Annotated in this window: 16 protein-coding genes; 12 read left to right on the top strand and 4 right to left on the bottom strand. The window is 61.9% G+C overall.

Annotated elements, in window-relative coordinates:
- Nucleotides 1-22: 22 nt before the first annotated feature.
- From IPK70_03085 to IPK70_03055, 7 genes are all read left to right on the top strand, one after another.
- On the top strand, nucleotides 23-640 hold the full coding sequence (locus tag IPK70_03085; protein MBK8226145.1) for a hypothetical protein: 618 nt from the start codon (nucleotides 23-25) through the stop codon (nucleotides 638-640).
- The gene (locus tag IPK70_03080) at nucleotides 637-1,821 is read left to right on the top strand and encodes a beta-lactamase family protein (GenBank protein MBK8226144.1); all 1,185 of its coding nucleotides are present in this window, start codon (nucleotides 637-639) and stop codon (nucleotides 1,819-1,821) included. The genes IPK70_03085 and IPK70_03080 overlap by 4 nt, the downstream gene beginning before the upstream one ends.
- 55 nt (nucleotides 1,822-1,876) lie before the next feature.
- Entirely contained in the window at nucleotides 1,877-2,116 is a 240-nt protein-coding gene (locus IPK70_03075; protein ID MBK8226143.1) for a hypothetical protein, read from the top strand.
- A 9-nt stretch (nucleotides 2,117-2,125) separates the two neighbouring features.
- Nucleotides 2,126-2,893: an AraC family transcriptional regulator gene (locus IPK70_03070; protein MBK8226142.1), complete on the top strand. Its 768-nt coding sequence runs from the start codon at nucleotides 2,126-2,128 to the stop codon at nucleotides 2,891-2,893.
- A gap of 18 nt (nucleotides 2,894-2,911) precedes the next feature.
- Nucleotides 2,912-3,580 carry a hypothetical protein gene (locus IPK70_03065; protein MBK8226141.1) on the top strand — a complete coding sequence of 223 codons (669 nt, stop codon included), beginning with the start codon at nucleotides 2,912-2,914 and terminating at the stop codon, nucleotides 3,578-3,580.
- A gap of 245 nt (nucleotides 3,581-3,825) precedes the next feature.
- Nucleotides 3,826-4,941, top strand: a complete 1,116-nt coding sequence (locus IPK70_03060; protein ID MBK8226140.1) for a hypothetical protein — start codon at nucleotides 3,826-3,828, stop codon at nucleotides 4,939-4,941.
- 142 nt (nucleotides 4,942-5,083) lie between these two features.
- The gene (locus IPK70_03055) at nucleotides 5,084-5,383 is read left to right on the top strand and encodes a GreA/GreB family elongation factor (protein ID MBK8226139.1); all 300 of its coding nucleotides are present in this window, start codon (nucleotides 5,084-5,086) and stop codon (nucleotides 5,381-5,383) included.
- Nucleotides 5,384-5,463: 80 nt separating this feature from the next.
- On the opposite strand, the gene IPK70_03050 is transcribed toward IPK70_03055, so the two are convergent.
- From IPK70_03050 to IPK70_03035, 4 genes are all read right to left on the bottom strand, one after another.
- Nucleotides 5,464-6,837 (bottom strand): hypothetical protein, encoded by a 1,374-nt coding sequence (locus IPK70_03050; protein MBK8226138.1) that lies wholly within the window; start codon nucleotides 6,835-6,837, stop codon nucleotides 5,464-5,466.
- Nucleotides 6,838-6,877: 40 nt separating this feature from the next.
- Complete coding sequence (locus IPK70_03045; protein ID MBK8226137.1) at nucleotides 6,878-8,302, bottom strand: hypothetical protein; 1,425 nt, start codon at nucleotides 8,300-8,302, stop codon at nucleotides 6,878-6,880.
- Nucleotides 8,303-8,378: 76 nt separating this feature from the next.
- Complete coding sequence (locus tag IPK70_03040; protein ID MBK8226136.1) at nucleotides 8,379-9,602, bottom strand: hypothetical protein; 1,224 nt, start codon at nucleotides 9,600-9,602, stop codon at nucleotides 8,379-8,381.
- 42 nt (nucleotides 9,603-9,644) lie between these two features.
- Entirely contained in the window at nucleotides 9,645-10,862 is a 1,218-nt protein-coding gene (locus IPK70_03035; GenBank protein ID MBK8226135.1) for a hypothetical protein, read from the bottom strand.
- A 53-nt stretch (nucleotides 10,863-10,915) separates the two neighbouring features.
- Here IPK70_03035 and IPK70_03030 point away from each other — a divergent pair, with 53 nt between their 5' ends.
- The 5 genes from IPK70_03030 to IPK70_03010 all read left to right on the top strand — a co-directional run bounded on the left by IPK70_03030 (nucleotide 10,916) and on the right by IPK70_03010 (nucleotide 24,921).
- Nucleotides 10,916-11,686, top strand: coding sequence for a TIGR00730 family Rossman fold protein (locus IPK70_03030; GenBank protein ID MBK8226134.1), 771 nt, complete (start codon nucleotides 10,916-10,918; stop codon nucleotides 11,684-11,686).
- 88 nt (nucleotides 11,687-11,774) lie between these two features.
- Nucleotides 11,775-14,585, top strand: coding sequence for a carboxypeptidase-like regulatory domain-containing protein (locus tag IPK70_03025; protein ID MBK8226133.1), 2,811 nt, complete (start codon nucleotides 11,775-11,777; stop codon nucleotides 14,583-14,585).
- 138 nt (nucleotides 14,586-14,723) lie between these two features.
- A complete protein-coding gene (locus tag IPK70_03020) occupies nucleotides 14,724-16,145 on the top strand; it encodes a T9SS C-terminal target domain-containing protein (GenBank protein ID MBK8226132.1) in 1,422 nt (473 codons plus the stop codon).
- A gap of 423 nt (nucleotides 16,146-16,568) precedes the next feature.
- Entirely contained in the window at nucleotides 16,569-17,555 is a 987-nt protein-coding gene (locus IPK70_03015) for a hypothetical protein (GenBank protein ID MBK8226131.1), read from the top strand.
- Nucleotides 17,556-17,589: 34 nt separating this feature from the next.
- On the top strand, nucleotides 17,590-24,921 hold the full coding sequence (locus tag IPK70_03010; GenBank protein MBK8226130.1) for a T9SS type A sorting domain-containing protein: 7,332 nt from the start codon (nucleotides 17,590-17,592) through the stop codon (nucleotides 24,919-24,921).
- The last annotated feature ends 6 nt before the right edge of the window (nucleotides 24,922-24,927 follow it).

The raw sequence follows: 24,927 nt of genomic DNA, 5'->3' as shown, positions 1-24,927 counted from the left end.
AGGCGAGCTACATTTATTGCCCATGCGCTCTTGCCTTCGAAGGATCCGCTTCCTTATCGGCGCTTTTCCGGTCTTCGTCTCCTTGCTCAGCGCTGCACAGAACGGGCAACAGATGAGCTTTTCGATCTATGACCAGAGCACGGCGATCCCCTTCACCCGCTTCGTCACCATACCTGTGCATCCCGGCATCCAAGTGGCGGCGGAGTTCGGCCTGAACGATCGGCCGCATGGTCGCGCGTTCGCCGCCGCTCACCTCGGCTACTTCTACCATCGGCATCTGGCGCAAGGGTTCTATGTGGGCGGCGACCTTGGCTACGAGGCGCGGACCCGCTTCAGGCTCAGCTTCGCTGGTCTTTTCGGGCTGGGCTATCTCCGTACGTATGTCACGCAACCGGAATACGTTTTCCAGAACGGGTCGTATGTGCGCAGGCCCGACAAGGGCAACGGGCGCGTGATGCCCTCCCTCTCCCTAGAGACCGGATACTATTTCAAACCAACTCGCAGGAGTACTCAGCTGTTCATCCGCTACCAGAGCTGGGTCGAATACCCATACTCACCGGGCTTCATAGAGCTCATGTCGCACATCAACCTGCACCTCGGAGTTCGTTTCACCCTTGTCCAAGACAACACCGCACCATGACACTACGAGGCGTGCTCTTGTGCCTTTGCTGCGCCGCCCTGGCTTCCTGCGAGAAAGGTGAACGCCTGGATCCGGAGTTCTATACCTGTGGCTTCGAGCGACCCGACAGCAGTTCGGGCCATCCCGAGAACGTGTCCTTTCAGGAACTCCTGGTGGCCATGACCGACGATGGCACACCGGGCGTGATGATGAGCATCAACGATCCTGCGAACGGCGAATGGAGCGGTGCTGCGGGAATGGCCGATCTGTTCAACCGGTACACGATGAGACCGTGTAACATCTCGCGGCTGGGCAGCACGGTCAAGACCTTCACTGCCACCACGATCATGCTCCTGCAGGAAGAAGGCAAGCTCGACCTGGATGATCGGATCGCCGATCACCTGAGCGGCGAACCCATGGACCGCTTAGCGAACGCGGACCTGGCGACGATCCGTCAATGCCTCCAGCACAGCAGTGGCATCCCCAATTACATCAGCAGCGCCCAATTCCAGACCGCCTCGCTCAATGACCTGATCCGGGTCTGGCATCCAGAGGACCTGCTCGCCTACGCCTACGACAAGCCCGCCGACTTCGAGCCGGGCAGCGATGTCCGATACTCGAACACACCGTACATCCTCCTCGGCATGCTGATCGAGCACATCGAAGGCAAACCGTTCTACCAGGTGTTCGAGGAAAAGCTATTCGCTCCGTTGGACCTCTCCAACATGCGATTCGCCGCAGAGGACAACGTGCCGGACGGTATCGTGCGTGGCTACGTGGACTTCTACAGCAACCTGAACGTGATCGAAAGCACCTATTACAGTGGCTGGGACTATTTCACGGCGGATGGTGGCCTGATCGGCAACCCGCAGGAACTTGGCCGTTTCCTTCGCGCCCTCGCGAACGGACAGGTGGTCAGCACCGCTTCATTGGCCGAAATGACCAACTGGCGAACGCCCAGTGAAGTGGACGACAGTTTCTTCCCAATCCAATACGGGCTCGGGATCTTCCGCATGGACACCCCTTGGGGTGAAGCCTGGTTCCACAGTGGTGATGCGATCGGCTATTACGCGTGCATGACCTACTTCCCCTCACAGAGCACCAGCATAGCTTGGGCCGTGAACGGCAATTACGGACAGATCGACGAGGCCACGCAGACACGATCGGCCATGGAACGTATTTTCGGAACGGCCCTTCCGTGACACTCGTCGGTCGCAGACCGTGGAAGGGACCCGCCTGCCCTGGTTGGGCCAACGCATGGGCCTAGAGAAGATGGTGCTGAAGAAAGGCACGCTCATCGGCACCTTCATCGCCGACCAGAAGCATCCGTTCTTCGAGGGCGACGGCTTCAACGCGGTGCTCAGAGCTGTACAAGCCCAGCCGCGCCGGTTCAAGGTGTACGAGAAAGCCGGCACCTTGCGGATCAGCGTGCAGGATGTGAAGAACGTGCACGCGGCGAAGGAGGCGATGGAATCCGTTGTTGGGGTGGCCGTGTAGCTTTACCCTATGACCTTCGAGGTCTTCCTCCCCGATCCGGCGTTGCGTCCGTTCATCCGGCAGTACTGGCTCATCAAAGGCCGGAACGAACAACAAGGGCCTATCGAACTTCTTCCTGATGGAGGTGTGAGCCTGGTGCTGAACCTCGGCGATGGCATCGACAGTTCCCGCTTCGGTACGCGCTGGTGCGATGCACGTGCATTGATCGTTGGAGCGCAGACCCTCGGTGATACGCAGAAGCTCCTTGGAGAGAGCTGCATGTTCGGGATCACGTTCAAGCCGGGCGGCTTCACCTTCTTCCACCGCTACGATCCGCTCGATCGCTTGGCTGATGAGGTGCAGCCCTTCGACCGGTCGTTGTTCCCTGATCCAGGGAGTATCCTTCGCCATCCATCAACCTATGTCGACTGCTTCTACCTGGATCGGATCAAGCATCCGCGCTACGCGCTGATCCCCGTTGTGGACGACATCGAACGCAACAAGGGCCGCGTGCGCATGGATGACCTGATGCATCGCCATTGCACTACGGCCCGGCAGTTGGAGCGCCAGTTCAAGCAGCAGCTCGGCATCACGCCGAAGGAGTTCATCGACCTCACGCGTTTCAACCATGCGTTCAGCGTCGTAGCGCGCCACGGCGGAGCGCGCAACCTGATGGACATCGCCTGGGACTGCGGCTACTACGACCACTCGCACATGGCCACCGACTTCAAACGGCGGATGGGCCGTGCACCTTCGGACTTCCTTTTGTCGGATTCTTCCAAGATCATCGCCGCCTAGCTCACATAGCCTTGCGCCATGGACGGATCGAGTTCCATGGCGAAGAGCTATCGCGGAATCCTGCTGCTGGTGATCGCGCTGGTGCCGCTGAGCTACTTCGGCTTCCGGGCAAGCTACTGGACGCACTTCCCGCGCTTCTTCGGCGTGGGATGGGAGGTGCACTTCCACCTGCTCACCATCGCGTGCTGGCTGTCGATGCTCGTGGTGCAGGCATGGCTCGCGGCGAAAGCGCGTATCGCACAGCACAAGCGGATCGGTCGGCTCTCCTATGTACTGGTCCCGATGATCTTTCTGGGCTTCGTCCTGGTCACCAACTACGGCCAGTTGCGGCACAAAGAGCCGGGGCTCCTGGGTGCCTCGTTCTTCGATGGCGGCGCCTTCCTGGTCTTCTATGCACTGGCCATCGCATACCGGAGGAAGACGGCCTACCACTCGCGGTACATGATGCTCACGGCCGTGCCTTTCATCAACCCTACGTTGGGGCGCGCAATAGCACCGGAGGTCAGCACTGTCGTGGAACTGGTGCTCATCATCGCGCTGCTGACCGCAGCTCGTGTTCGCAAGTCGGCCTGGCAGCCCTACCTGGTCGCCCTGATCACGCTGATCGCTCTGACCCTAGTGATCGTGTACATCTCCGTGATCGAGCCGGGAATCATCGAGGGCCTGTGGGAAGCGATCTGGGGCTAACCTTCCCGCTGCCTGCCCTCCAATTCTTCGATCGTCCTTCTCGCCGCATCCAAGCGCACCCGGTTGTTTCCCGCAACGCGGGACATCGCCGTGCTCGGCTTGATCACCAGCATGTTCGTGATGCGCTTCTTCATAGGAACACCTTGTGCACGCCTCGGAACACTATCCCATTGACGATCATTGGCATGCCATCCGTATCGCGCGATCGGACCGGGGTACCTTGTCGAGCTCTTATCCCCACCCGCATGCCCCTTGGTCCCCACATCACTGTGGTCGCGCTCTTCTCTTCCGCGCTCTTCATGACCTCCTGCAACGGACAAGTCCCGGCATCCGCGGAAACTGATGGGACCGAACAGCCTGGCGTGACTCAGCCGTCAGGCCCGGACACCGCGCAGATCGCCGAGTACATCGTTGCGGCCCATGAAGACAGCAAGGGGAACCTCTGGTTCGGCACCAACGGACAAGGTGTGGCCCGTTGGGATGGATCGGCGTTGCGCTACTTCTCCATGGCGGAGGGCCTGATCGGCGATGTGGTCACCGGGATCGCGGAGGACCGCAACGGCGATATGTGGTTCGGCACGCATTCGGGGGCTTCGCGCTACGACCCTTCGGCTGCGCTCAGTGCAAGTGGCGGCGCGTTCACCGGCTTCGGAAGCGCGGAAGGACTGCATGGCCAAGGCTGCAAACTGCTGGTGGATCGGAACGGGACGGTGTGGGCAGGTACAAGCGATGGCGTCTTCCGCTTGGTCGGCGAACGGTTCATCGCGTTCGAGGTGCCCATCCCAGCGATCGAAGCACCATCCTACAAGATGACACCCGGCAAGATCTGGGACCTCTTCGAGGACAGCAAGGGGAACATCTGGTTCGCGCGCGATGGCTATGGCACCTGCAAATACGACGGCAGCACATTCACGCACTTCACCAAGAAGGATGGGCTCTGCAGCAACAACGTGGCGAGCATCGCAGAAGACAAGCACGGCCACATCTGGTTCGGCTCCATCACTTCGGACCACCCCAACTACATCGAAGAGGGCGGTGTCAGCCGATACGATGGGAAGACCTTCACGCGGTTCCCCGATGTGGACGGCCTTAACGATAACGACATCTACAACCTCTACACGGATCGCGCAGGGAACATCTGGATCGGGGCCGTACGCAAAGGCGCGTACCGGTTCGATGGCAAGACCTTCACGCTCTTCGATAGGACAGACCGGCCGGACCTCACCACGTACTTCGCCATACAGGCATTCGTGGAGGACAGTCACGGAACACTGTGGTTCGGATTCTCCGGAGGTCTGTTCCGTTTCAATGGATCCTCGTTCGTGAACGTGACGCGGGGCGGGCCCTGGGAAAGTCCATGAACAAGGCGGAACTCCTTCAGCACCTGCGCGCCCTTCTGCTTGAAAAGGTGAGCGCCGCGCAACAGGCCATCACCTCTACGCGCGCTCGTTCGAGAACGAAACCAAAAGCAGCGCTGGCGACAAGCATGAGGTGGGCCGCGCCATGATCCAGCAGGAACTCGATCAGCAGGAAGGGCAGCTGGACAAACTGCAAGCACACCTGCAGGAACTGGCCCGCATACCCATGGACATGGATCCCGACCACGCTGGCTGGGGCAGCCTGGTCGCAACGGACCAGGAGGACTACTTCATCGCCATCGGCTTTGGCTACGTCGATCTGGCCGGTGAACGTTGTGCGGTAGTCTCCCCGGCTTCGCCCATCGGGAAGGCCCTCATGGGCAAGCGCATAGGGGATGTGGTCACGCTGAACGGGCGCTCCTTCATTGTGAAGGGGATCAGCTGAGCCGGTCCTGCCGGAGTGTCTACGACTTGCCCTGCCCCTCCAACTCCTCGATCGTCCTTCGCGCCGCCTCCAACCGTACCCTATTGTTCTTGCTCACCAGCATGTTGGTGATCAGTTTCTCCATGCGGTGGTGCAGCGGTATGAGCAATCCGGCGATGGCGGCCATGCACAGCAGCATCAGGATCGGCGAGTGATGGGTGAGCTCCCCCGAGGAATGGATGCACCAGCAGGTTGATGAACTCGAAGAAGAGCAGCAGCGCGATGAGCGAGAGGTTCTTGATGGCCTTCGCGCCTACGACCGCCGTACGGCTGAACACGAGCAGGAAGATGCCCAGCGTGATGACAATGAGGGCGATGATGCCGAACTGGATGTTGCGGGAGCGAGCGGCGGCTTCTTCTTCGCGCAACTTGGCGTCCTCCATGTCCTTCAGCTGCTGCGCGAAGAGTTGGCTCTTCAACTGGCTGCGGTTCTGCGTTGCCACGACACTGTCGCGATAGGCGATACAGCGCTTCGCATAAACGAACGCGCTATCGGTACTGCCCCTCGCCTTGAACGCATCGGCCAGGGCTTCAGCGGCCTTCTCCAACAATCCCGGATTGCGGACCCCCTCCGCTGAGCGGAAACCGAACTGCGCGATGGCCAAGGCCTCCTCTGCGCGGCCTTGTTCCAAGAGCAACGAAGAATAGCCCGAAGCGAACTGAACGAGCGGAAGCGGTAGTTGGAACGAATCAGCGGCGGCGATCGCGCGCTTGTAGTGCAGTTCGGCCAGATCCGCTTCACGCCGGGCGGCATACACCGCCGCGAGCGCTCCGTTGGAATAGGTGTAGGTCCATGGGTCCTCGCCTGGAGCATCGACCATTTCCACTTGTTTGGTGTAGTAGAGCGCGGAATCAAGATCGCCCTTGTCCATGAAGCAGCGAGCTATCGTTGACAGCCCCCGCGATCGGATCCCCGGAGGCATTCCCAAAGCCAGCGCTTTGCGCATGTAGCGCATGGTGCCATCGTTGTCGCCCACGCGTTGATAGAGCACGGCGAGCTCCTTGCAGGCCGCACCCATCCAGATGCTGTCGCGCGCGCTCGTGTAGTGCTCGAGCGCGATGTTGAAGTGCTTCAATGCTCCATTCACCTCATTGGCGATCACGAAGGAGAACCCGACCGAGAGATGGGCCCTGCCGATCAGCGTGTCGTTCTTGGTGGGTTCCGCGATCTCCAGGAGGCGGATCGACGTGGTCATGCATTCATCCAGACGATTCAAATACAAGTACTTCTGCGCCAGCCGTGCGAGCAGCACGACTTTCATGCGGGGGTCGTCCGTCAGCTTCTCACGGGCGATCAAGCTGTCCACGGAAAGGTAATTGACCCGGGCGCTGAGCGTATCGAAGGGCTGGGCTTGAAGCTTTCCGATACCGGAGAGTACCATGACCAACGCCAGTACTCGGGGGTAGAAGATCATGGGAACCTTGCGGTGTTGGATTGGTGGTCGGCTCATGTGGTCAGCCCGCGTTGTTGTCCGTTGGCCTTGCTTCAAGCTCCTCAATCGTCCGCCTCGCCGCCTCCAAGCGTACGCGATTGTTCTTCGATACGAGCATGTTCGTGATCAGCTTCTCCATGCGGTGGTGCAGCGGGATCAGCAACCCCGCAATGGCTGCCATGCACAGCAGCATCAAGATCGGCGAGTGGTGGGTGATCTCCCCGAGGAAGGGATGCACCAGCAAGTTGATGAACTCGAAGAAGAGCAGCAGCGCGATGAGCGAGAGGTTCTTAATGGCCTTGGCGCCCACCACCGCTGTACGACTGAAGATGAGCAGGAAGATCCCGAGCGTGATGACGATGAGGGCGATGATGCCGAACTGGATGTTGCGTGAGCGGGCGGCGGCTTCCTCCGCCTTGGCCTTCGCCTCCTCCACCTCCTTCAGCTCCTGCGCGAAGGCCATGTTCTGGAGCTTGTTCAGGTTGGTGGCGTTGATCAGGCTGTCCGCATAAAGAACGCGCAGCTCGAAGTAGCGGTAGGCACTGTCCATGCTTCCGGAGGCCCTGAATGCTTCGCGCAGCAGGTCGGAGGATTCGATCAAGCCATCAAGATTGCCGCCATCACGGCTCACCTGCATCGCGCGCCGACCATCGGCAATGGCTGGTTGCACGTCTCCTGCATCCAGTGCCATCCGACCTCGGGCCACCAACGAGCCATAGAGCGGTATCATCACATGGAACGAATCCGCCACCTCGATCGCTCGTGCGAAATGCACTTGCGCCAAGTCGCGATCGCCTTTGGCAGCGTACGCTGCTCCCAGCATGTAATAAGAGCGCGCGTAAGCATAGGGGTCGCTTCCCGGATCGGTGATGATGTTCGAGCGTTGCGCCCAATACAGCGCGGAATCGGGCAGGCCCATCTGGCGGTACGTATCGCTCAGGTGCTGGCAGGTGCGACTGACCTGGTAGTTCGAATTCACATGAGCGATCGCGAGCTTCAATAACTCCAGCGCTTTGGGCAGGTCGCCCAAGGACTTGTAAACCGTGGCGATCTGCTTGTACGCCGTACCGATGTGGCCTGCGCTCCCGGAACGTTTCGCGTAGTCCAGCCCTTGGTAGAAGTACTTCAATTGCAAAGCGGCATCCGCCGAGCCGTTGAGCGCATCACCCAAGTGCTGGGAGGAGGTCGCGAGCAGCGTATCGACCCCCAGCTGCTCGGCCAGCGCGAATTCCTCCTTGGCGTTCTTCCTGATCTCATCCTTCAGCCCACGGTTGAAGCACGCGGCGCCATGCGCGTAGGTGATGAAGTAGCGCTCGATCAGCGGCCGAGATAGGTCGTGGCGCGTATCGAGGGAGTCGTACTGGACCCTATACTCATACTGTTGCGCGTTCGCCCGGAAAGCCGCCCCAGAAAGGATGAAGAGGAGGAGGAAGCAGAAGCGCGTCATGCGGTAAAGATGCGCGTGGCCTCCCATACGGGCATCGCGATGCCTGTTCGCGATATACGATGAGGACACAAGCTCCCTAATGCACGATCATGCGCTCCATCCATGAGCCTGCACTGCTCATGACCCGCACGAGGATCATTCCTCGCGTGTCGAGCGCGACGGTATTCACGCCTTGCAGCAGTGACCCATTGGAAACAGCGCGGCCCTGTGCATCGAAGCACTCGTATCGGCCCGCGTCCTTCGAGTCGATCAGCAAGCCATTCGCCGTCCAGCGGATCGACGATTCAGGCCGCGATCCGGCTGAGATACCGGTCTCGAGTTCAACCTGGACGGCGCAACCCACCGGAGCATAGAACGGTGAATCGGTAACGATGCGAATGGCGTAACCCGCACCGGCCAGCGTTCCTGCCGGGATGCTGCACGGGATGACTCCTGTTGCCAAGGCACTCACTACCGAACCGATGGTGACGGGCGATGAGAAGTCCCCGCTCGCATCCGAAAGCTCCACGGTGAATGTCGTGGGCCCCTCAGGAATGCCGCCAGTGCTGTACGTCACATCGAAGTCGCCGGCAACAAGCTCACTGACCACCACCACGCCGGTTGAAGGCGTGCACGCCACGTTGTAGATGAGCGCGATATCGTCGTACCAGCTCTGCGTGCCGATCTGGCTGATGAGGCTATCACCGCTGGTCATCACCATCAGCAGGTACTCGGGGGCCCCGGCCGAGAAGTAGTTGAAGGGCACGGAGAAGCGCGTCCAACCGCCAACGGTCACGCTCGGGCCATCCCAACTGGCCGCGCCCACCCAATTGCCGATCGTGCCGTTATCCGGAATGCTGGCTGCACCTGTGTGCACGATGGCATCCACGGTGGGATGATCGCCCGGCATCACGGTGGTCTTGTACCAGCCCACGAGGCTGTCGGGGCGGCTGGTGAGCGGCTGGCTCCACTGCGGATCGGTCGCTTCCGTGAAGACCCGCCCGTTGGCCGGATCGAGCTCTGCATGTACACGGCCGCAGGTCAAGATGCCATTCGCCGCGCCGATCAAGGATGTGACGGTGCGGACGTTCACCGAGTACGACCCGGTATGCCCATCATCGCTCCGCCAGCACACTTGCGGAGCGAAGTTGTTGACGACGGTCCCGCCATCGCTGGTCTTGATGGAGCTCCACTCATCGGGCTCCTCCGTACCGGTGCCAAGGCCACCCCAGGTCTCGAACCCGGCGTTCAGGATCTGCGGTTGAGCGAAGGTGAGCGATGAGACGGTAGCCGAGACGAGGAGAGCAGCGATGTGTTTCATGGTGGGGTGTGAACCGCAAAGATGACGGCTACCCCGATACCCTCACGGCATCACGATTCTCTGGACGAACGATCGGCCCTCCGTCAAAACCTGCACGAGCATCATTCCGCGATGATCCGGCGCGGGAATCGGCTCGCGCCCAGCGCCAACAGCGCCTGTGGCCAGAAGCGCACCTTGGGAATTGAAACAGGAGTATTGCCCGGATGAACGCAGCTCGACCCAGATCTGGTCGCCAATGACCTCTATGGGCCTATCGTATGGGGTGGGCTCCGCAACACCCGTGGCCGTCGTCACCTCGAGCATGCAATGCAACGGTGCGTAAAACGGCGAACTGCCGGTCACGCGCACACGGTAACCGCTTCCTGCATCGATTCCCAGCGGCATGGTGCAGGAGATGGACCCATCGGCATCGGCGGAAACCACCGAGCCGATCACCATCGGTGAGGCGAAGGAGCCGTTCGCATCAGAGAGCTCGGCCGTGAAAGTGACCGGGGCCAGCGGTATGCCACCGGTGGCGTACCCGATGGTCAGTGATTGCCCCGGGGCGACGCTCTGCGCATCGGGCTGGCACTGCACGTTGTAGATGAGCGCCAGATCATCGTACCAGGCTTGCGTGCCCTCCACGCTGCCTGCGCTATCGCCGGCGGTGAGGATGAAGAGGAGCCATTCCGGCTGCCAGTCGTTCAGGTAAACGAAGGGCGTGGAGAATCGCGTCCATTGCGTCACCGGCGAATAGGGCCCTTTCCATGAGGCGCCCGCCACGTAGTTGTCCTCTGTTCCGAATGCGGGTAACCGGCCCTCATCGATGTGCAGCAAGGCCCCCACATTCGGGCGGTCGCCTGATGCAGGTGCGGCCTTGAACCAGCCGATCAGGCTATCGGGCCTGCTGGTCATGCTGGTGCGCCATTGCTCCTGGTCCTGCACAGTGTACATGTAGCTGTTGGCCACGTCGAGCTCGGCATGCACGCGGCCGTTGGTGAGCAGGCCATTCGCCGGTCCGACGACGGACCCTACGGTGCGGAGGTTCACGGAATACTGGCCCGTATGGGCATCGGTGCTGCGCCAGCAGAGCTGCGGTACCAGGCTATTGATGAAGGCTCCGCCATCGCTGGTCTTGAGCGAGCTCCATTGCTGGGGTTCCTGCGTGGCTTGCCCAGCATTGTCCCATGCCTCGAATGAGACGTTCTCAGGTTGGGGCTGCGCCATCGAAGCAAGGCCGGCGCTGAGCATCAGGATCGCGGATGGTGTTCTGAGGCGCATGCCACCTGTAACAACGGAAGAGGCCTGCTTGTTCCCCGGCTAGCTTCGCCGCCATGGCATTGCCCCGGAAGGACCAACAGATCGATCTCCGATTTTTGGAAGGCCCGCGCTCGAGGTGGAAGGAATTCGTGAGCGTGGTCCGTATCGCGCGTGAGTTCATCTACGGCTTCAGGCACCTGCACTTCGTGGGCCCCTGCGTCACCTTCTTCGGAAGCGCGCGATTCGATGAGGACCATCCCTACTACGGGGCCGCACGCGAGCTCGCGAAGCGCGTGGGCCGCGTGGGCTTCACCATCATGACGGGGGGCGGGCCCGGCATCATGGAAGCGGCGAACCGTGGAGCTCGCGATGCGGGCGCTCGCAGCGTGGGCTGCAACATCGTGCTGCCCCATGAACAGCAGCCCAACCCCTACCTCGATGTGAGCCTCACGTTCCACCGTTTCTTCGTGCGCAAGGTGCTGCTGGTGAAGTACAGCATCTGCTTCGTGGTGATGCCCGGCGGAGCAGGAACCGTGGATGAGCTCTTCGAGACCATCACTCTGATCCAGACCGGGAAGGTGAAGGACTTCCCGATCCTGCTCTATGGGAAGGACTATTGGTCCCCTTTGCTCCAGCAGATCGAGAGAATGGTGGAGGCGGGCACCATCGGCCGTAAAGAGCTCGAGTTCGTCTTCGTAGCTGATAGCATTGACGAAGCCACTGACCTTCTTCAGGAGCGCCTCTTGGTGATGTGGCAGCGCGCGCGCGGCCGGAAAGACTCGCCCAAGTGGTGGTTCCTTGAAGAACGTGTAAACGGCAGGTTAAGCAAGGCGAACAAGGGCTAACGGATCCTTAACGGTCAAACAAGGGCCTCCTAACAGGCCGCCGGGACTTTTGCGCCGCGAATGGTGATTCACACTGTTCTCTTATGCGATGTACCGAACCCTGCTTCTCCTGCTTGCCGCATCACTTTCCTTCAGCCTGCTTGGGCAGAAGGGCACCGTTTCCGGCACCATCACCACGGTGGAAGGCGGCAAGCTGCAGCCCATGCCCTTCGTGAACGTGCTCCTCAAGGGCACAAGCACTGGCGCCACCACCGACCTCGACGGCAAATACAGCTTCCAGGCGGATCCCGGCACCTACGCCTTGCAGGTGAGCTTCGTGGGATTCGAGCCGATGGAGCGAGCGATATCCGTTGCGGCCGGCGCCACGACCCGGGCCGATTTGGAACTGAAAGGGCAGTCCATCGCCATCGGTGAAGTGGAAGTCGTGACCACGAAGCGCACCGAGACCGAAGGCGCCGTGGTGATGGAGACCCGCAAGAGTGAGCAGGTGGTGAACGGCGTGGGCCGCGAACAGATCAGCAAGAGCCAGGACCGCACCGCGGGCGATGTGGTGAAGCGCATACCTGGCGTCACCATGGTGGGCGACCGCTTCGTGATGATCCGGGGGCTTGCGGACCGCTACAACACGGTGATGCTGAATGACGTGATCGCGCCGAGCCTCGAACCCGATAAGCGCGCCTTCAGCTTCGATGTGCTGCCCAGCGGCGCGCTCGACCGCGTGATGATCTACAAGAGCGGCGCGCCCGAGCTGCCCGGCGAATTCGCCGGCGGCGTGATCAAGCTCTACACCGTGAACGTGCCCGACTCGAACCTCACGCGCGTGGACTACGGCATGTCCTACCGTAACGGGACCACCTTCAACGACTTCTACAACAGCCAGCGCAGCAGCACCGATGCGCTCGGTTTCGACGACGGCCTGCGCCAACTCCCGAATGCCTTCCCCAGCGACCTGCGCGGCGTGGGCGCTCAGGGCTTGCAGACCGCTGGCCGCGCGCTGGCCAACAACTGGAGCGCTGAGCGCAGCACGGCAAGCCCCGACCAGCGCTTCAGCCTGCTGCTCGCGCGCCGCATCGGCAAGGGCGATGGGCGCGTGCGCGGCGGTAACGTCACCAGCCTCAGCTACAGCGACACCCGCTTGAGCTACACCGCCAAGAACTACAACTACAACGTGTTCGATCCTGTTGCCGGGCGAAGCGACAGCATCTACAACTACAGCGACAACGAGAACATCCGCCAGGTGCGCGTGAGCGTGCTGAGCAACTTCAGCGTGCTGCTGGGCAATCGCAGCAAGGTCGAGTTCCGCAACCTCTTCACCCAGCAGGGCACCGATCAGGCCACGCTGCGCACGGGCCGCAACTTCGAGGAGCAATTCGAGGTGAAGAACTACGCCTTCCGCTACCAGCAGCGCACCATCTACAGCGGCCAGCTGCATGGCAGCCATGAGCTCAAGAGCGATGTGAGCAAACTGGAATGGACCGCCGGCTATGGCCTCGCCTGGAGCAAGGAGCCCGACTTCCGCCGCATCCGCACCGTGCGCGACATCAACACCACCGACTCGAACGCTCCGTTCCAGACCATCATCCCGCCGGGCGCCACCACCCTCGATGCAGGCCGCTTCTACTCCGACATGGATGAGCAGGTGAAGACCGGCCGCCTCGACTACGAGCACAAGCTGAGCGGCGAGAAGATCAGCGTGAAACTGCGCGCGGGCGCCTACGCCGAACTGAAGGACCGCTCATTCGAGGCGCGCTGGATGAGCTTCCGGGCCGCCAACCTGATCACCTACGACCAGAGCCTCGCCTATGCCCCGCTCGACCAGGTGTTCGCGGAGGGGAACATCAACCCCACCACCGGCTTCCGGTTGGAGGAGGGCACCAACCCGAGCGACCGCTACACCGCCTCGAACAGGCTCATCGCGGCCTATGCCAGCGGCACCTTGAGCATTGCCACGAACACCACCATCACCGCTGGCGTGCGCGCCGAGCACAACACGCAGGAATTGCAGAGCCGCACCTTCGGCGGACGGCGCGTGCTGGTGAACAACCCGGTGCTCAGCATCCTGCCATCGATCAATGCCTCGCGCAGCATCACGGAGCGCGCGCAGATCCGCCTAGGCTATGCCGAGACCGTGAACCGGCCCGAGTTCCGCGAGCTGGCGCCCTTCGCCTTCTATGACTTCAGCTTCAACAACGTGCTGCGCGGGAACGACAGCCTGCAAGTGGCCACCGTGCGCAACGCCGACATCCGTTACGAATTCTACCCCAGCACCTCCGAGATCATCAGCGTGGGGGCCTTCTACAAGCAGTTCACCAATCCCATCGAGATGTTCTTCCTGCCTGGTGCGGGCAGCGGCGGCACGCGCAACTTCACCTTCGGCAATGCGCGCAGCGCCACCAGCGTGGGCGTGGAGCTCGAAGGGCGCCGTTCGCTGAGCTCCTTGTTCACCGAAGGCGTGATGAGCCGGATCGGCGTCATGGTGAATGCCGCATACATCGTCACGGAAGTGGACCTCGGCAGCGAGGCCGCCGGGCAGAAACAGGAGCGCCCCCTCATGGGACAGAGCCCGTACATCGTGAACGCCGGCCTCTATTACCAGGACCGCGAGCGCCGCATCCAGGGCAGCATCCTGTACAACGTGATCGGCCCGCGCCTCTTCGCCGTGGGCACCTACGGCACGCCTGACATCTACGAGATGCCGCGCAACGTGATCGACCTTGCCGTGACCAAGGGCCTCGGCAAGCGCTTCGAGCTGAAGCTGGCCGCCCAGGACATCCTGAACCAGCGCGTCCTCCTGCTCCAGGACAGCAACGACGATGGCCGCATCGGCCAGCAGGACGAGCAGATCATGAGCTTCCGCCGAGGCGCCAGCTTCACCGTTGGCATCGGCGCGCGCTTCTGATCCAGGACCAGCCTTCGCTTAACGAAACGATAATGCGTTTTCGCAATCGCATAACGCTCTGGTGACCGTTGCCTAACGCCGAGGGCCTCACTTCGCAGCGCGAAAACGAAACGCAAACCGACGAACATGAAACTCTGGATGAACCACACGCTGAGCCTGCTGATGCTGGGCACCGTGGCCGTTGCCTTGCCGGCATGCAAGAAGAAGGAAGGCTGCACCGACCCCTCCGCCCTGAACTACGACGCCGATGCGGACAAGGACTGCTGCTGCGAATACGCAACGCTGCGCCAATTCACCGTGACCGACCTCGGTGGCGGCGTGAACCAGGTGGAAGGCGAGACGGACGTTGACTTCACCTTCAGCTCTGACAAGAAGTGGCTGATGAAGGGCTTCCTGTACGTGAACAGCGGCGCCACGCTCACCGTGCAGCCCGGCACGATCGTGAAGGGCGACAAGGACAGCAAGGGCACCTTGATCGTCCGCCGCGGCGGCAAGCTCAATGCAGACGGCACCGCGAGCAACCCCATCGTGTTCACCAGCAACCAGCCCGTGGGAACACGCACCTACGGTGACTGGGGCGGCATCGTGCTCTGCGGCCGAGCTCCGCACAATCAGCCGAGCGACCCCGTGATCGAGGGCGGACCCGATGCTTCGTTCGGCGGCTCCGACGCGAATGACAACAGCGGCATCCTCCGCTACGTGCGCATCGAGTTCTGCGGCATCGCCTTCCAGCCCAACCAGGAGATCAACGGGCTCACCTTGGGAGCCGTGGGAAGCGGCACCACCATCGACCATGTGCAGGTGAGCTATAGCGGGGACGACAGCTACGAGTGGTTCGGCGGCAATGTGAACGCCAAGCACCTCATCGCATTCCGCGGCTGGGACGATGACTTCGACCAGGACTTCGGCTGGCAGGGCAAGGTGCAGTGGGCCGTTAGCCTGCGCGACCCCGCCATAGCCGATCAGAGCAGCAGCAACGGGTTCGAGTGCGACAACGATGCCGCAGGAAACGCCGCATCGCCTTACAGCCAGGGAACCTGGAGCAACGTCAGCATCTTCGGCCCGCAGGTAAGCCCAGCACCGAACAGCCTCTACAAGCGGGCACTGCACCTGCGTCGCAACACGCAGACCCGCGTGTTCAACAGCGTCTTCGCAGGATACCCAACTGGCCTGTACATCGATGGCAACAGCACGCAGGCCAATGCCACCAACGGCGACCTGATGTTCCGCGGCAACGTGCTCGCAGGGATGGGCACCGCCATCGATGCGCCCTCTGGCCAGACGTGGGACGCCGCTGCGGCCACCGCTTGGTTCAATACGGCCGGCTGGGGCAACTCCGTGCTCACCAACAACTCGGACCTGATGGTGAACGACCCATTCAATCTGAGCAGCCCCAATTTCCGCCCCGACGCCGGCAGCCCGCTCTTGACAGGCGCCAACTTCAGCTGGAGCCCGATCACCGACAGCTTCTTCACCCCTACCACCTACCGCGGCGCCTTCGGCAGCGAGGATTGGACCGCTGGCTGGGCCAACTGGGACCCGCAGAACACGCCCTACTGAGCCCGGTACATCGCAAACACCCGCTCAGTTGCTGGAGGGCCTCGCGCAAGCGGGGCCTTCCTCTTTTCCTGCGGTTCCATCGTGCAAGCGCGCCGCCGCGAACTGCCTCGGCACCTGATCCTCGAGCCAACCGGAAACCGAGGACAATCAGTAGGAATGACCAGCAAAGGCGGCCCGCAGAAGGCCTCTACGGTGATTACCGTACCGAATGCAGGTGCTCCCCGTATGGCTTGGCCACTGCACAAGGCCTCCTTTTGCGGTGTGCGAATCCAAGTTGAAGCGAATCACTTTCGACAGGCCGCCATTGCAGGGCTTCAGAAACCTCGAGCCATCGAAACTGACGCTCGACCTTGACTTGGAACGCCGCATCCCATCACCTTCCCGCGCCGAAAAACGAACCGCCAGTCTCACAACACCGCAGCCATGAAACACTCGATCCTCCTCGCGTCCGCCCTCTTCGTTGCCGTTAGCGCTCAGGCCACTGTGCGCACCGTGAGCAATGCGGCCAGCCAGCCCGCCCAGTACAACGACCTGCAGACAGCCATCAATGCTGCGGTGACCGGGGACACGCTCTATGTGCTGGGCACTGGCAATGCTTATCCGGCGGTCACCATCGACAAGCAACTCACGGTGATCGGCTCCGGCTATGCACCTCCCGCGCCTGCGCAGCCAACCACGATTCCAACACTGTACCTGTACCCCAATTCCGGAGGCAGTCGGCTCATCGGGCTCAGCATTTCCAGCAACCTCTACCTCTACAGCAGCAATTGCACGGTCGAGCGCTGCAACATCTACTACATCAGCACGCAGGTGACCAGCCTCAGCAACCTGGTGTTCCGCCACAACTACATTTACTACTATTCGATGAACAATCCGGCCAGCGCACTGGTCGCGAACAACATCATCCATAGCGGCGGTTACCTGCAGAGCTCGAATTCGACCTCGGTGGTGATCACGAACAACCTGTTCATCGGGTATTACTGGCATGCGTTGCATACGATCTCCGGAGCGCTCATCTCGAACAACATCTTCTGGCAGAGCACCCCGGTGCAGCCCTCTGTGACCGGGTGCACCTTCAATAACAACATCACTTACCAGACAGCCGACAACGTCATTCCCTACGGAAGCAATGGCGGCTCGGGAAACCAGGTGGGCGCGGATCCACAGTTCACCAACGCTCCGAACATCACCGTGAACTATGCCTACAACTATGACCTTTTACCGGCTTCCGCCGGGAACAACGCGGGCACGGACAACACGGACATCGGCATCTTCGGCGGCCCTGCGCCATGGCCCAACCAGAATGGACTCGCGCGCATCCCGTTCGTGAAGGAGTTCAATCTGCAGTTCACCCAGGTGCCGCAAGGAGGCACCGTCGACGGAACCGTCAAGGCCAAGAAGGTCAACTAGCGCTCATCCGTTCCGATCCCAACCCTTGGAACCGATGAACGCGGCACGCAAGTCCCTGCTCGGCCTGTTCCTGTGCCCTTTGATGGCGCTGGGCCAGGCCATCGTGGGTGCGGAGTATTTCATCGATGCTGACCCCGGCGTCGGCAACGGTTTCGCCTTCGCTGTTTCCCCCGGCGATAGCACAACCACGGTCTTCAGCGCACCGCTGGGCGCGCTGCCGACCGGCATGCACCTGATCGGGGTTCGCCATCGGGATGCACTTGGACACTGGAGCCATTCCCTGGCCAAGCCGTTCTATGCCTACACCGTCGACTTCACCGATCCGCCAACGCCGGGGATCACGGCAGCGGAGTACTTCATTGATGCCGACCCGGGCGTAGGCAACGGCACCGCCTTCGCGCTGACTCCCGGCGACAGCACGAGCACGACCTTCCTCATCGATGCCAGCGCACTGATGCCCGGCTTTCATGTGGTGGGTGTGCGCCACAGGAACGCGGACGGGCGATGGAGCCACATGCTCTCGCGCAGCGTGTTCATCTTCGATGCGGCTTTCGATCCGCCAGCCACTGGCCCGATCACTTCCGCCGAGTACTTCATCGATACGGACCCTGGTGTAGGGAACGGGAACACCTTCGCTGTAACGCCCGGCGATAGCACGACCACCACGTTCGCTGTGGATGTGAGCGCGCTGCCTGCCGGTTTCCACTTGGTGGGTGTCCGGCATAAGGACGCGGACGGTCGCTGGAGCCACGCCATCGCGCGCAGCTTGTACATCTTCCCGGCAGGGTTCGTTGAGCCGCCCACCGGGCCGGTCACAGCCGCGGAGTACTTCCTGGACACCGACCCGGGCGTGGGCAACGGCACCGCCTTCGCGGTGACCTCTGGCGACAGCACCACCACCACCTTCGTGCTTGATGTGAGTGCGCTCTCCCCGGGCTTCCACATAGCCAATGTGCGCCACAAGAATGCCGATGGCCGTTGGAGCCATGCGTTCGCCAGATCGTTCTATGTGTACCCCGCGATCTTCTCGAACCCGGCCAGCCCCGCTCTAGTAGCGGGGGAGTACTTCTTCGATTCCGATCCCGGTGTGGGGAACGCCACGGGCTTCACCGTGACTGCTGCCGACAGCGTGACCTACGCTATCGCCAGTGTGGACATCTCGGCTCTCAGCCTTGGCTTCCACCAGTTCTGTACGCGGTTCCGGGATGCCGCCGGCAAATGGGGCCATGCTCAAGCGCGGCCGGTATTCATCCAGCCGGCAACTCCCGGCTCTGGGCAGCTGGTGATCGGCGAATATTTCTTCGATACCGATCCCGGACAGGGCGCCGGTATCGCATTCGCCACGGGAGCGCCTGCCGACTCGATCGACGTCAACCTGACCCTTGCGAGCGATGCATTGCCTCCAGGGCCGCACACCGCCAGTGTCCGCGTACGTGGTGCCGATGGCAAGTGGAGCCATGTGCAGGCTCGTCCCTTCGATGTGGAGGACGCGGGTTCGGCTTACCGCACCATCAACAGCGGCAACTGGGCGGATCCGCTCATCTGGGAGCGCTACAATGGCAGCAGCTGGGTGCCCACCGGCGCCGCTCCATCGCATGTGAGCGGCACCATCACCGTGCGCAACGGGCACAGCGTGAACGTGAACGCCGCGACGAGCATGGATGAGGTGACGGTGGAGAGCGGCGGCGCATTGACGGTAGCGGCAACCGCCACGGTCATGGATGGCGTCGGCTTCGATGTGGACGTGCTTGGGGCGCTCACTCTTTCGAACGGAGGCCTGCTCACGGGCACCGGCACCGTGCGGATCGTGCACCAGTTCTTCTGGACCGGCGGCGCAACGGCCAGCGGGCTCACGATCTCCATTGAATCCACGGGCACCAGCACGGTGAATTGCGGCTGCACCCTGATCCATGGAGGCATCATCCAGAATGCCGGGACCTGGACCGTGATCAACGGCAATCTGCACGGCACGGGCGAGTTCAACAACCTCGCAGGCGGCGTGCTCAGCATCCAGGGCGCCTACGACATCAACAATGCGTGGGGCATCGCGCTCTACAACGGTGGCAGCGTGCAGGTCAACGTCGCGTTGCACTACACCTTCTTCACCTCGGTCTTCGTGAACCTCGGCGGGGGCACGGTCACTGTTTCAGGTGGCGAGCTCTGGGTGAACGGATTCACCAACGGTGGTGGCGTCATCTGCTCGGGCAGTGGCATCGTCCGCGTGGTGGGCGGCAGTTTTGTGAACAACGTCGGGGGCTATGCCACCAACGGATACATCATCGTGAACGGCGGCACCCTCGTCGCGAATGCTTCGCTGAGCATCCTGCACCTCTACATCCTCAGTGGATCGGTGAGCGGCACCGGGGGCATCCAACTGCTCGGAGGCGGCACGCTCACCTGCACCGGCGGCAGCATCGTTGCTGGCTGCGTGGTGAGCACTTCGGTAACGACCGTGGTGACCTTCAATGCCCCGACGGTCTTCTACAATTACGGATCGATCATCGTAGGCGGCCCATGGAACCATGTGAGCGGCAGCCTGCATGGCAACGGAAGCGTCACCGTGCTGAGCACGGCGGTGGTGACCATCACGGGCGTATGGGACCCCTACGATAGCTGGCAGAATTCGCTGGTGTGCCATGGCGCCATCAGCGTGAACGTGCCGCTCGCCTTCGCCTTCACCGGCCAGGTGGATGTGGAAGTGACCGGCGTGGTGACCGTGGTGAACGGCGTGCTTTGGACCTACGGCTTCAATAACGGCGGCACGCTGGTCTGCCTCGGCTCCTCGGTGCTGCGCATCTCCGGCGGCGTTTTCGTGCATGAGGTGGGCGGCAGCACGAGCACGGCAGGCATCATCCTCGCGGGCGGCACGCTCATCGCGCAAGCACCGCTGGACATCCTGCACTTCTGGCTCGAGGGCGGCACGCTGCAAGGCCCGCAACCGGTGAACATCATCACGGGTGGCACCTTCACCTGGACGGGCGGAACGATCCATGCCTCGTGTGTCCTGAACCTCGCCGTGGGCGTGGTGAGCGTGTTCAACACGACCGTGAGCGTCTATTGCTACGGAGCCATCTACAACGGCGGCACATGGAGCTTCAACGGCGGCAACCTGATCGGCGACGGGGCCTTCCACAACCTGGCCACGGGCGTGTTCACGATCAACGGTGTGCTCGACATCGACTTCTCATGGGAGCTGGTCTTCTACAACGCGGGCGTCGTCAACAAGGGCACGGCGCTGGTGTTCACGCACTACGGCGGCGCCTTCCACAACCTGACGGGCGGTGTGGTGAATGTGCTTGCAGGCGAGTACCGCTTCAAGGGCGGCTACTTCAACCACGGCAGTATCGTCACCACCGGCCTGGCCGAACTCTGCGGCTGCGGCGGCACCTTCACGAATGAGAACGGTGGAGAAGCGGCGAACGGCCGCGTAGTGATCCGCGATGGCGCATTGGTGGTGAACTGGGCCTTCAACGTGAAGCACTTCAAGCTCGACACCGGCGGACAGGTGTTCGGCCCATTCGAGCTGAAGGTCATTGACGGCGGAACTTTCGTCTGGATCGGTGGAACGATCGAGGCCTCAGCCATCGTCGACCTCGCGATCAACGTGGTCACGACTTTCAATCCAGTGGCGAGCGTCTTCTGCCATGGGGTCATCCACCATCGCGGCACGTGGAACTTCAATGGCGGCGACCTGAAGGGCGACGGCACCTTCCACAACTACCTGGGCGCGATCGTCTACATCAACGGGGTGCTCGATGTGGACCTCTCCTGGCGGCTGCTCGTGTACAACGCCGGTGAATTCCGGAAAGTGGCGGGCGGGATCTTCACGCACTACGCCACCTACTTCCACAACCTCGTAGGCGGCTTGGTGCACATCGTCGACGGCGAGTACCGCTTCAAGGGCGGCTTCTACAATTACGGCAGCATCACCTACGCCGGCCTCGGCAAGCTCTGCGGCTGTGGCGGCACTTTCTACAACGAGAACGGCGGTGAGGCCAGCAACGGCCGCGTGGTGATCCGCAACGCGAGCCTGATCGTGAACTGGGCCTTCGACGTGAAGCACTTCGAACTAGAGGATGGCGCGCAGGTCTTCGGGCCGTTGGAAGTGAAGGTGATCGATGGCGGCACTTTCAAGTGGATCGGCGGAACGATCGAGGCCTCGGCCATCATCGACCTCGCGATCAACGTGGTCACGACATTCAATCCAGTGGCGAGCGTCTTCTGCCACGGGGTCATCCACCATCGCGGCACATGGAACTTCAACGGCGGCGACCTGAAAGGCGACGGAACCTTCCACAATTACCTGGGCGCCATCGTGTACATCTATGGCGTGCTGGATGTGGACCTCTCGTGGCGCCTGCTGGTGTACAACGCCGGTGAATTCCGCAAGATGAACGGCGGCATCTTCACGCACTACGCCACCTACTTCCACAACCTCGCTGGAGGCCTCGTGCACATCGTGGATGGCGAGTACCGCTTCAAGGGCGGCTTCTACAACCACGGCAGCATCACCTACGCCGGCCTGGGCAAGCTCTGCGGCTGCGGCGGCACCTTCTACAACGAGAACGGCGGCGAGGCCAGCAACGGCCGCGTGGTGATCCGCAACGCATCGCTCGTGGTGAACTGGGACTTCGATGTGAAGCACTTCGAGCTGGAGGACGGCGCGCAGGTCTTCGGTCCGTTCATGGTGAAGGTGATCGATGGCGGCACCTTCAAGTGGATCGGCGGTACCATCGAGGCCTCGGCGATCATCGATATCGCGATCAACGTGGTCACCACCTTCAACCCGGTGGCGAGCGTGTTCTGCCACGGCGTGATCCACCATCGCGGCACGTGGAACTTCGACGGCGGCAAGCTCTGGGGCGGCGGGGTGTTCAACAACCTGAGCGCTGGCTTGATCCTGATCACCGGCACATCGGATCCAGCGGACTCATGGCGCGTGGCATTGAACAACGCGGGCATCTACCGCATGAACTGCGGCTGCGCCTTCCGCCATTGGGGCGGTGCTTTCACGAACCTCACGGGCGGCAAGCTCGAAGTGCTGCAAGGGACGCTGCTGCTCGATGATGTCTTCGTGGGCGATCAATACGGTGAGATCCTCGTCGCACTGGGCGCCACGCTGAACCTGAGTGCCGGAGTGGATTGGCGCGGCTCCAAGGCGATCTGCCATGGCCTGCTGCAATGCCCGGACTTCCGCTTCAAGGGCATGTTGGCGCAGGAGCTGGGCGGCGACGGCACCATCACGCACATCCGCATCGACAATGCTTCTGGAGTGGACCTGAGCGGGCATGTGAAGGTGAGCGTCACCATCATCCTGGTGAATGGCTTCGTGCGCTGCGGGGATTACAGCATCACGCTTGAGAACCCGTTGATCACCGCGCTCGTCGGCGGCAGCGCGTCAAGCCGATTCGTGTGCGAAGGACTGGGCGGTTTCCGTCGCGCGATCAATGGTGCCAGCTGCTTCTATCCCGTCGGCACATCAACGAAGTACTGTCCGATCACGCTGAGCCTCACCAGCGGTCCACAGGACATCTGCGGTGTGCGCCTGCGGCCCACGGTGAACACCTCGTACGGCGCCATTGGCGTGGAGTCGGGCACGATGGTATCCAGCCATGTCGTGGGCTGCACCTGGGTGCTCGATGAAGCCACGCCGGGCAGCAATGCCTTCGATGCGATCGTGCAATGGGAGGGCTCCCATGAGTTGACCGGCTTCACACGCCCCAACTGCACCGTGGCCTACTACACCATCGGTGGCTGGGCGACTGGCATTTACGGTCCGGCCAGCGGCACCGATCCCTACTCACGCATCATCATCGGACTGACCAATCCGCGCGAGATCTGCGTTGCGGACCCCGCTGCCGATCTCGGTGGTGACGTGGTGGATTGCCTCGGCGTGATCGGTGGAAGCGCGTTGCCCGGAACGCCTTGTGACGACAACGACAACGGCACCACCGCTGACACTTGGACGGCGAACTGCGATTGCGAGGGCACGCCGATCCCGACCTGCACCACCGACCTGGACTTCGTGTACCAGGCCGATGGCACCGACGACCTCACGTGGCAGATCTTCGAGCAAGGCAACAGCAATCTGGTGCAGAGCGGTGGCGGCGCCTTGATCGGCAACGGCTCTGAGGCCACCTGCCTGCCGGATGGCTGCTTCTACCTGGTGGTCACCGATGGCGGGGGCGACGGCATCGTGAACGGCGGCTACCTGCTGAAGATCAACAGCAGCGTGCGCCTGATCGATAACCTCTACGGCACCTTCGGCGAGGGCGGCTTCACCAGCGGAGGCACCAGCCAGATCGCTGCCAACGAAGGCTTCTGCCTGCCCGTGGGCACCGACCGCCTGATCTTCACCAGCTGCGACCGGCGCGACTGGAAGATCAGCCCATGCGGCGGCGAGTTCGTGGTGGCCAATGCCAACCAGGACGTGAGCGATGAGTACGGCGTGAACAACGCCAACAGCGGCTACCAGATGTGGTGGTATGCGCCCAACGGCGGCTACAGCTTCAAGCGCTTCCAGAGCCACAACACGAGCAACGGCCTCCCGGCCAGCGCAACCCGCGCGGCCCACTTCCAGCTCAACGCATGGACCGGCAATCAATTGGTGGAGGGCGGCTTCTACAACGTGAAGGTGCGCGGCCGCGTGAACGGCACCTACAACAACTGGGGCCCTGCCTGCCGCCTGGTGGTGAACAGCACGGAGGCCCAGTGCCCCCGCACCAAGCTCATGGACCTGCCCGGCAACCAGTACCTGAGCTGCGGACAGAGCCGTACGATCGGCACCAACGTGTATGTCCATGCCAAGCCCGTGCGCCGCATGAACAACAACTGCAACTGGGTGAACGCGAACCGCTACCAGTTCCGCTTCCGCATCCCATCGGAGAACATCACCATCGTGAAGACCAGCGCCACGGGGCAGTACTGGGTGAACACCAACGGCCTCGCCTGCGGCAAGACCTACGAGGTGGATGTGCGCGCGAGCTTCAACAATGGCTCCACCTGGTGCCACAGCAGCGACCCCTACGGCGACATCTGCCTGCTCACCACCACCTGCAGCTTCGGCATGGCTGAAGAGGGCGGCAGCACCACGGCGAGCGAGGCCCGCGTGGCGATGTACCCGAACCCCAACAACGGCGATCAGCTCTTCTTGAGCCTGAGCAGCGTTGAGGAGGGCGTGGAGAGCATCAACGTGGACATCTACGACAGCTTCGGCAAGCGCGTGGCCCAGCGCACCATCGGGGTGCAGGACGGCTACGTGAACACCGCCATCGCCCTGAACGGGGAGCTGGCCAACGGCATGTACCTGGTGAGCATCACCGCTGGAAGCACGATCCAAACCGAGCGCCTGGTGATCCAGAAGTAGTCGCGA

The organism is Flavobacteriales bacterium (assembly GCA_016712535.1).
Taxonomy (GTDB): Bacteria; Bacteroidota; Bacteroidia; order Flavobacteriales_F; family PHOS-HE28; genus PHOS-HE28.
Note: the sequence above shows the minus strand (reverse complement) of the source record. Positions and strands in the feature narration are given on the sequence as shown.

Excerpts from the sequence above, each read along its gene's own strand:
- IPK70_03070 (MBK8226142.1), top strand. The coding sequence starts at position 2,126 with ATGACCTTCGAGGTCTTCCTCCCCGATCCGGCGTTGCGTCCGTTCATC.
- IPK70_03065 (MBK8226141.1), top strand. The coding sequence starts at position 2,912 with ATGGACGGATCGAGTTCCATGGCGAAGAGCTATCGCGGAATCCTGCTG.
- IPK70_03055 (MBK8226139.1), top strand. The coding sequence starts at position 5,084 with ATGATCCAGCAGGAACTCGATCAGCAGGAAGGGCAGCTGGACAAACTG.
- IPK70_03025 (MBK8226133.1), top strand. The coding sequence starts at position 11,775 with ATGTACCGAACCCTGCTTCTCCTGCTTGCCGCATCACTTTCCTTCAGC.
- IPK70_03035 (MBK8226135.1), bottom strand. The coding sequence starts at position 10,862 with ATGCGCCTCAGAACACCATCCGCGATCCTGATGCTCAGCGCCGGCCTT.
- IPK70_03075 (MBK8226143.1), top strand. The coding sequence starts at position 1,877 with ATGGGCCTAGAGAAGATGGTGCTGAAGAAAGGCACGCTCATCGGCACC.
- IPK70_03060 (MBK8226140.1), top strand. The coding sequence starts at position 3,826 with ATGCCCCTTGGTCCCCACATCACTGTGGTCGCGCTCTTCTCTTCCGCG.
- IPK70_03020 (MBK8226132.1), top strand. The coding sequence starts at position 14,724 with ATGAACCACACGCTGAGCCTGCTGATGCTGGGCACCGTGGCCGTTGCC.
- IPK70_03050 (MBK8226138.1), bottom strand. The coding sequence starts at position 6,837 with ATGATCTTCTACCCCCGAGTACTGGCGTTGGTCATGGTACTCTCCGGT.
- IPK70_03085 (MBK8226145.1), top strand. The coding sequence starts at position 23 with ATGCGCTCTTGCCTTCGAAGGATCCGCTTCCTTATCGGCGCTTTTCCG.
- IPK70_03010 (MBK8226130.1), top strand. The coding sequence starts at position 17,590 with ATGAACGCGGCACGCAAGTCCCTGCTCGGCCTGTTCCTGTGCCCTTTG.
- IPK70_03045 (MBK8226137.1), bottom strand. The coding sequence starts at position 8,302 with ATGACGCGCTTCTGCTTCCTCCTCCTCTTCATCCTTTCTGGGGCGGCT.
- IPK70_03080 (MBK8226144.1), top strand. The coding sequence starts at position 637 with ATGACACTACGAGGCGTGCTCTTGTGCCTTTGCTGCGCCGCCCTGGCT.
- IPK70_03015 (MBK8226131.1), top strand. The coding sequence starts at position 16,569 with ATGAAACACTCGATCCTCCTCGCGTCCGCCCTCTTCGTTGCCGTTAGC.
- IPK70_03030 (MBK8226134.1), top strand. The coding sequence starts at position 10,916 with ATGGCATTGCCCCGGAAGGACCAACAGATCGATCTCCGATTTTTGGAA.
- IPK70_03040 (MBK8226136.1), bottom strand. The coding sequence starts at position 9,602 with ATGAAACACATCGCTGCTCTCCTCGTCTCGGCTACCGTCTCATCGCTC.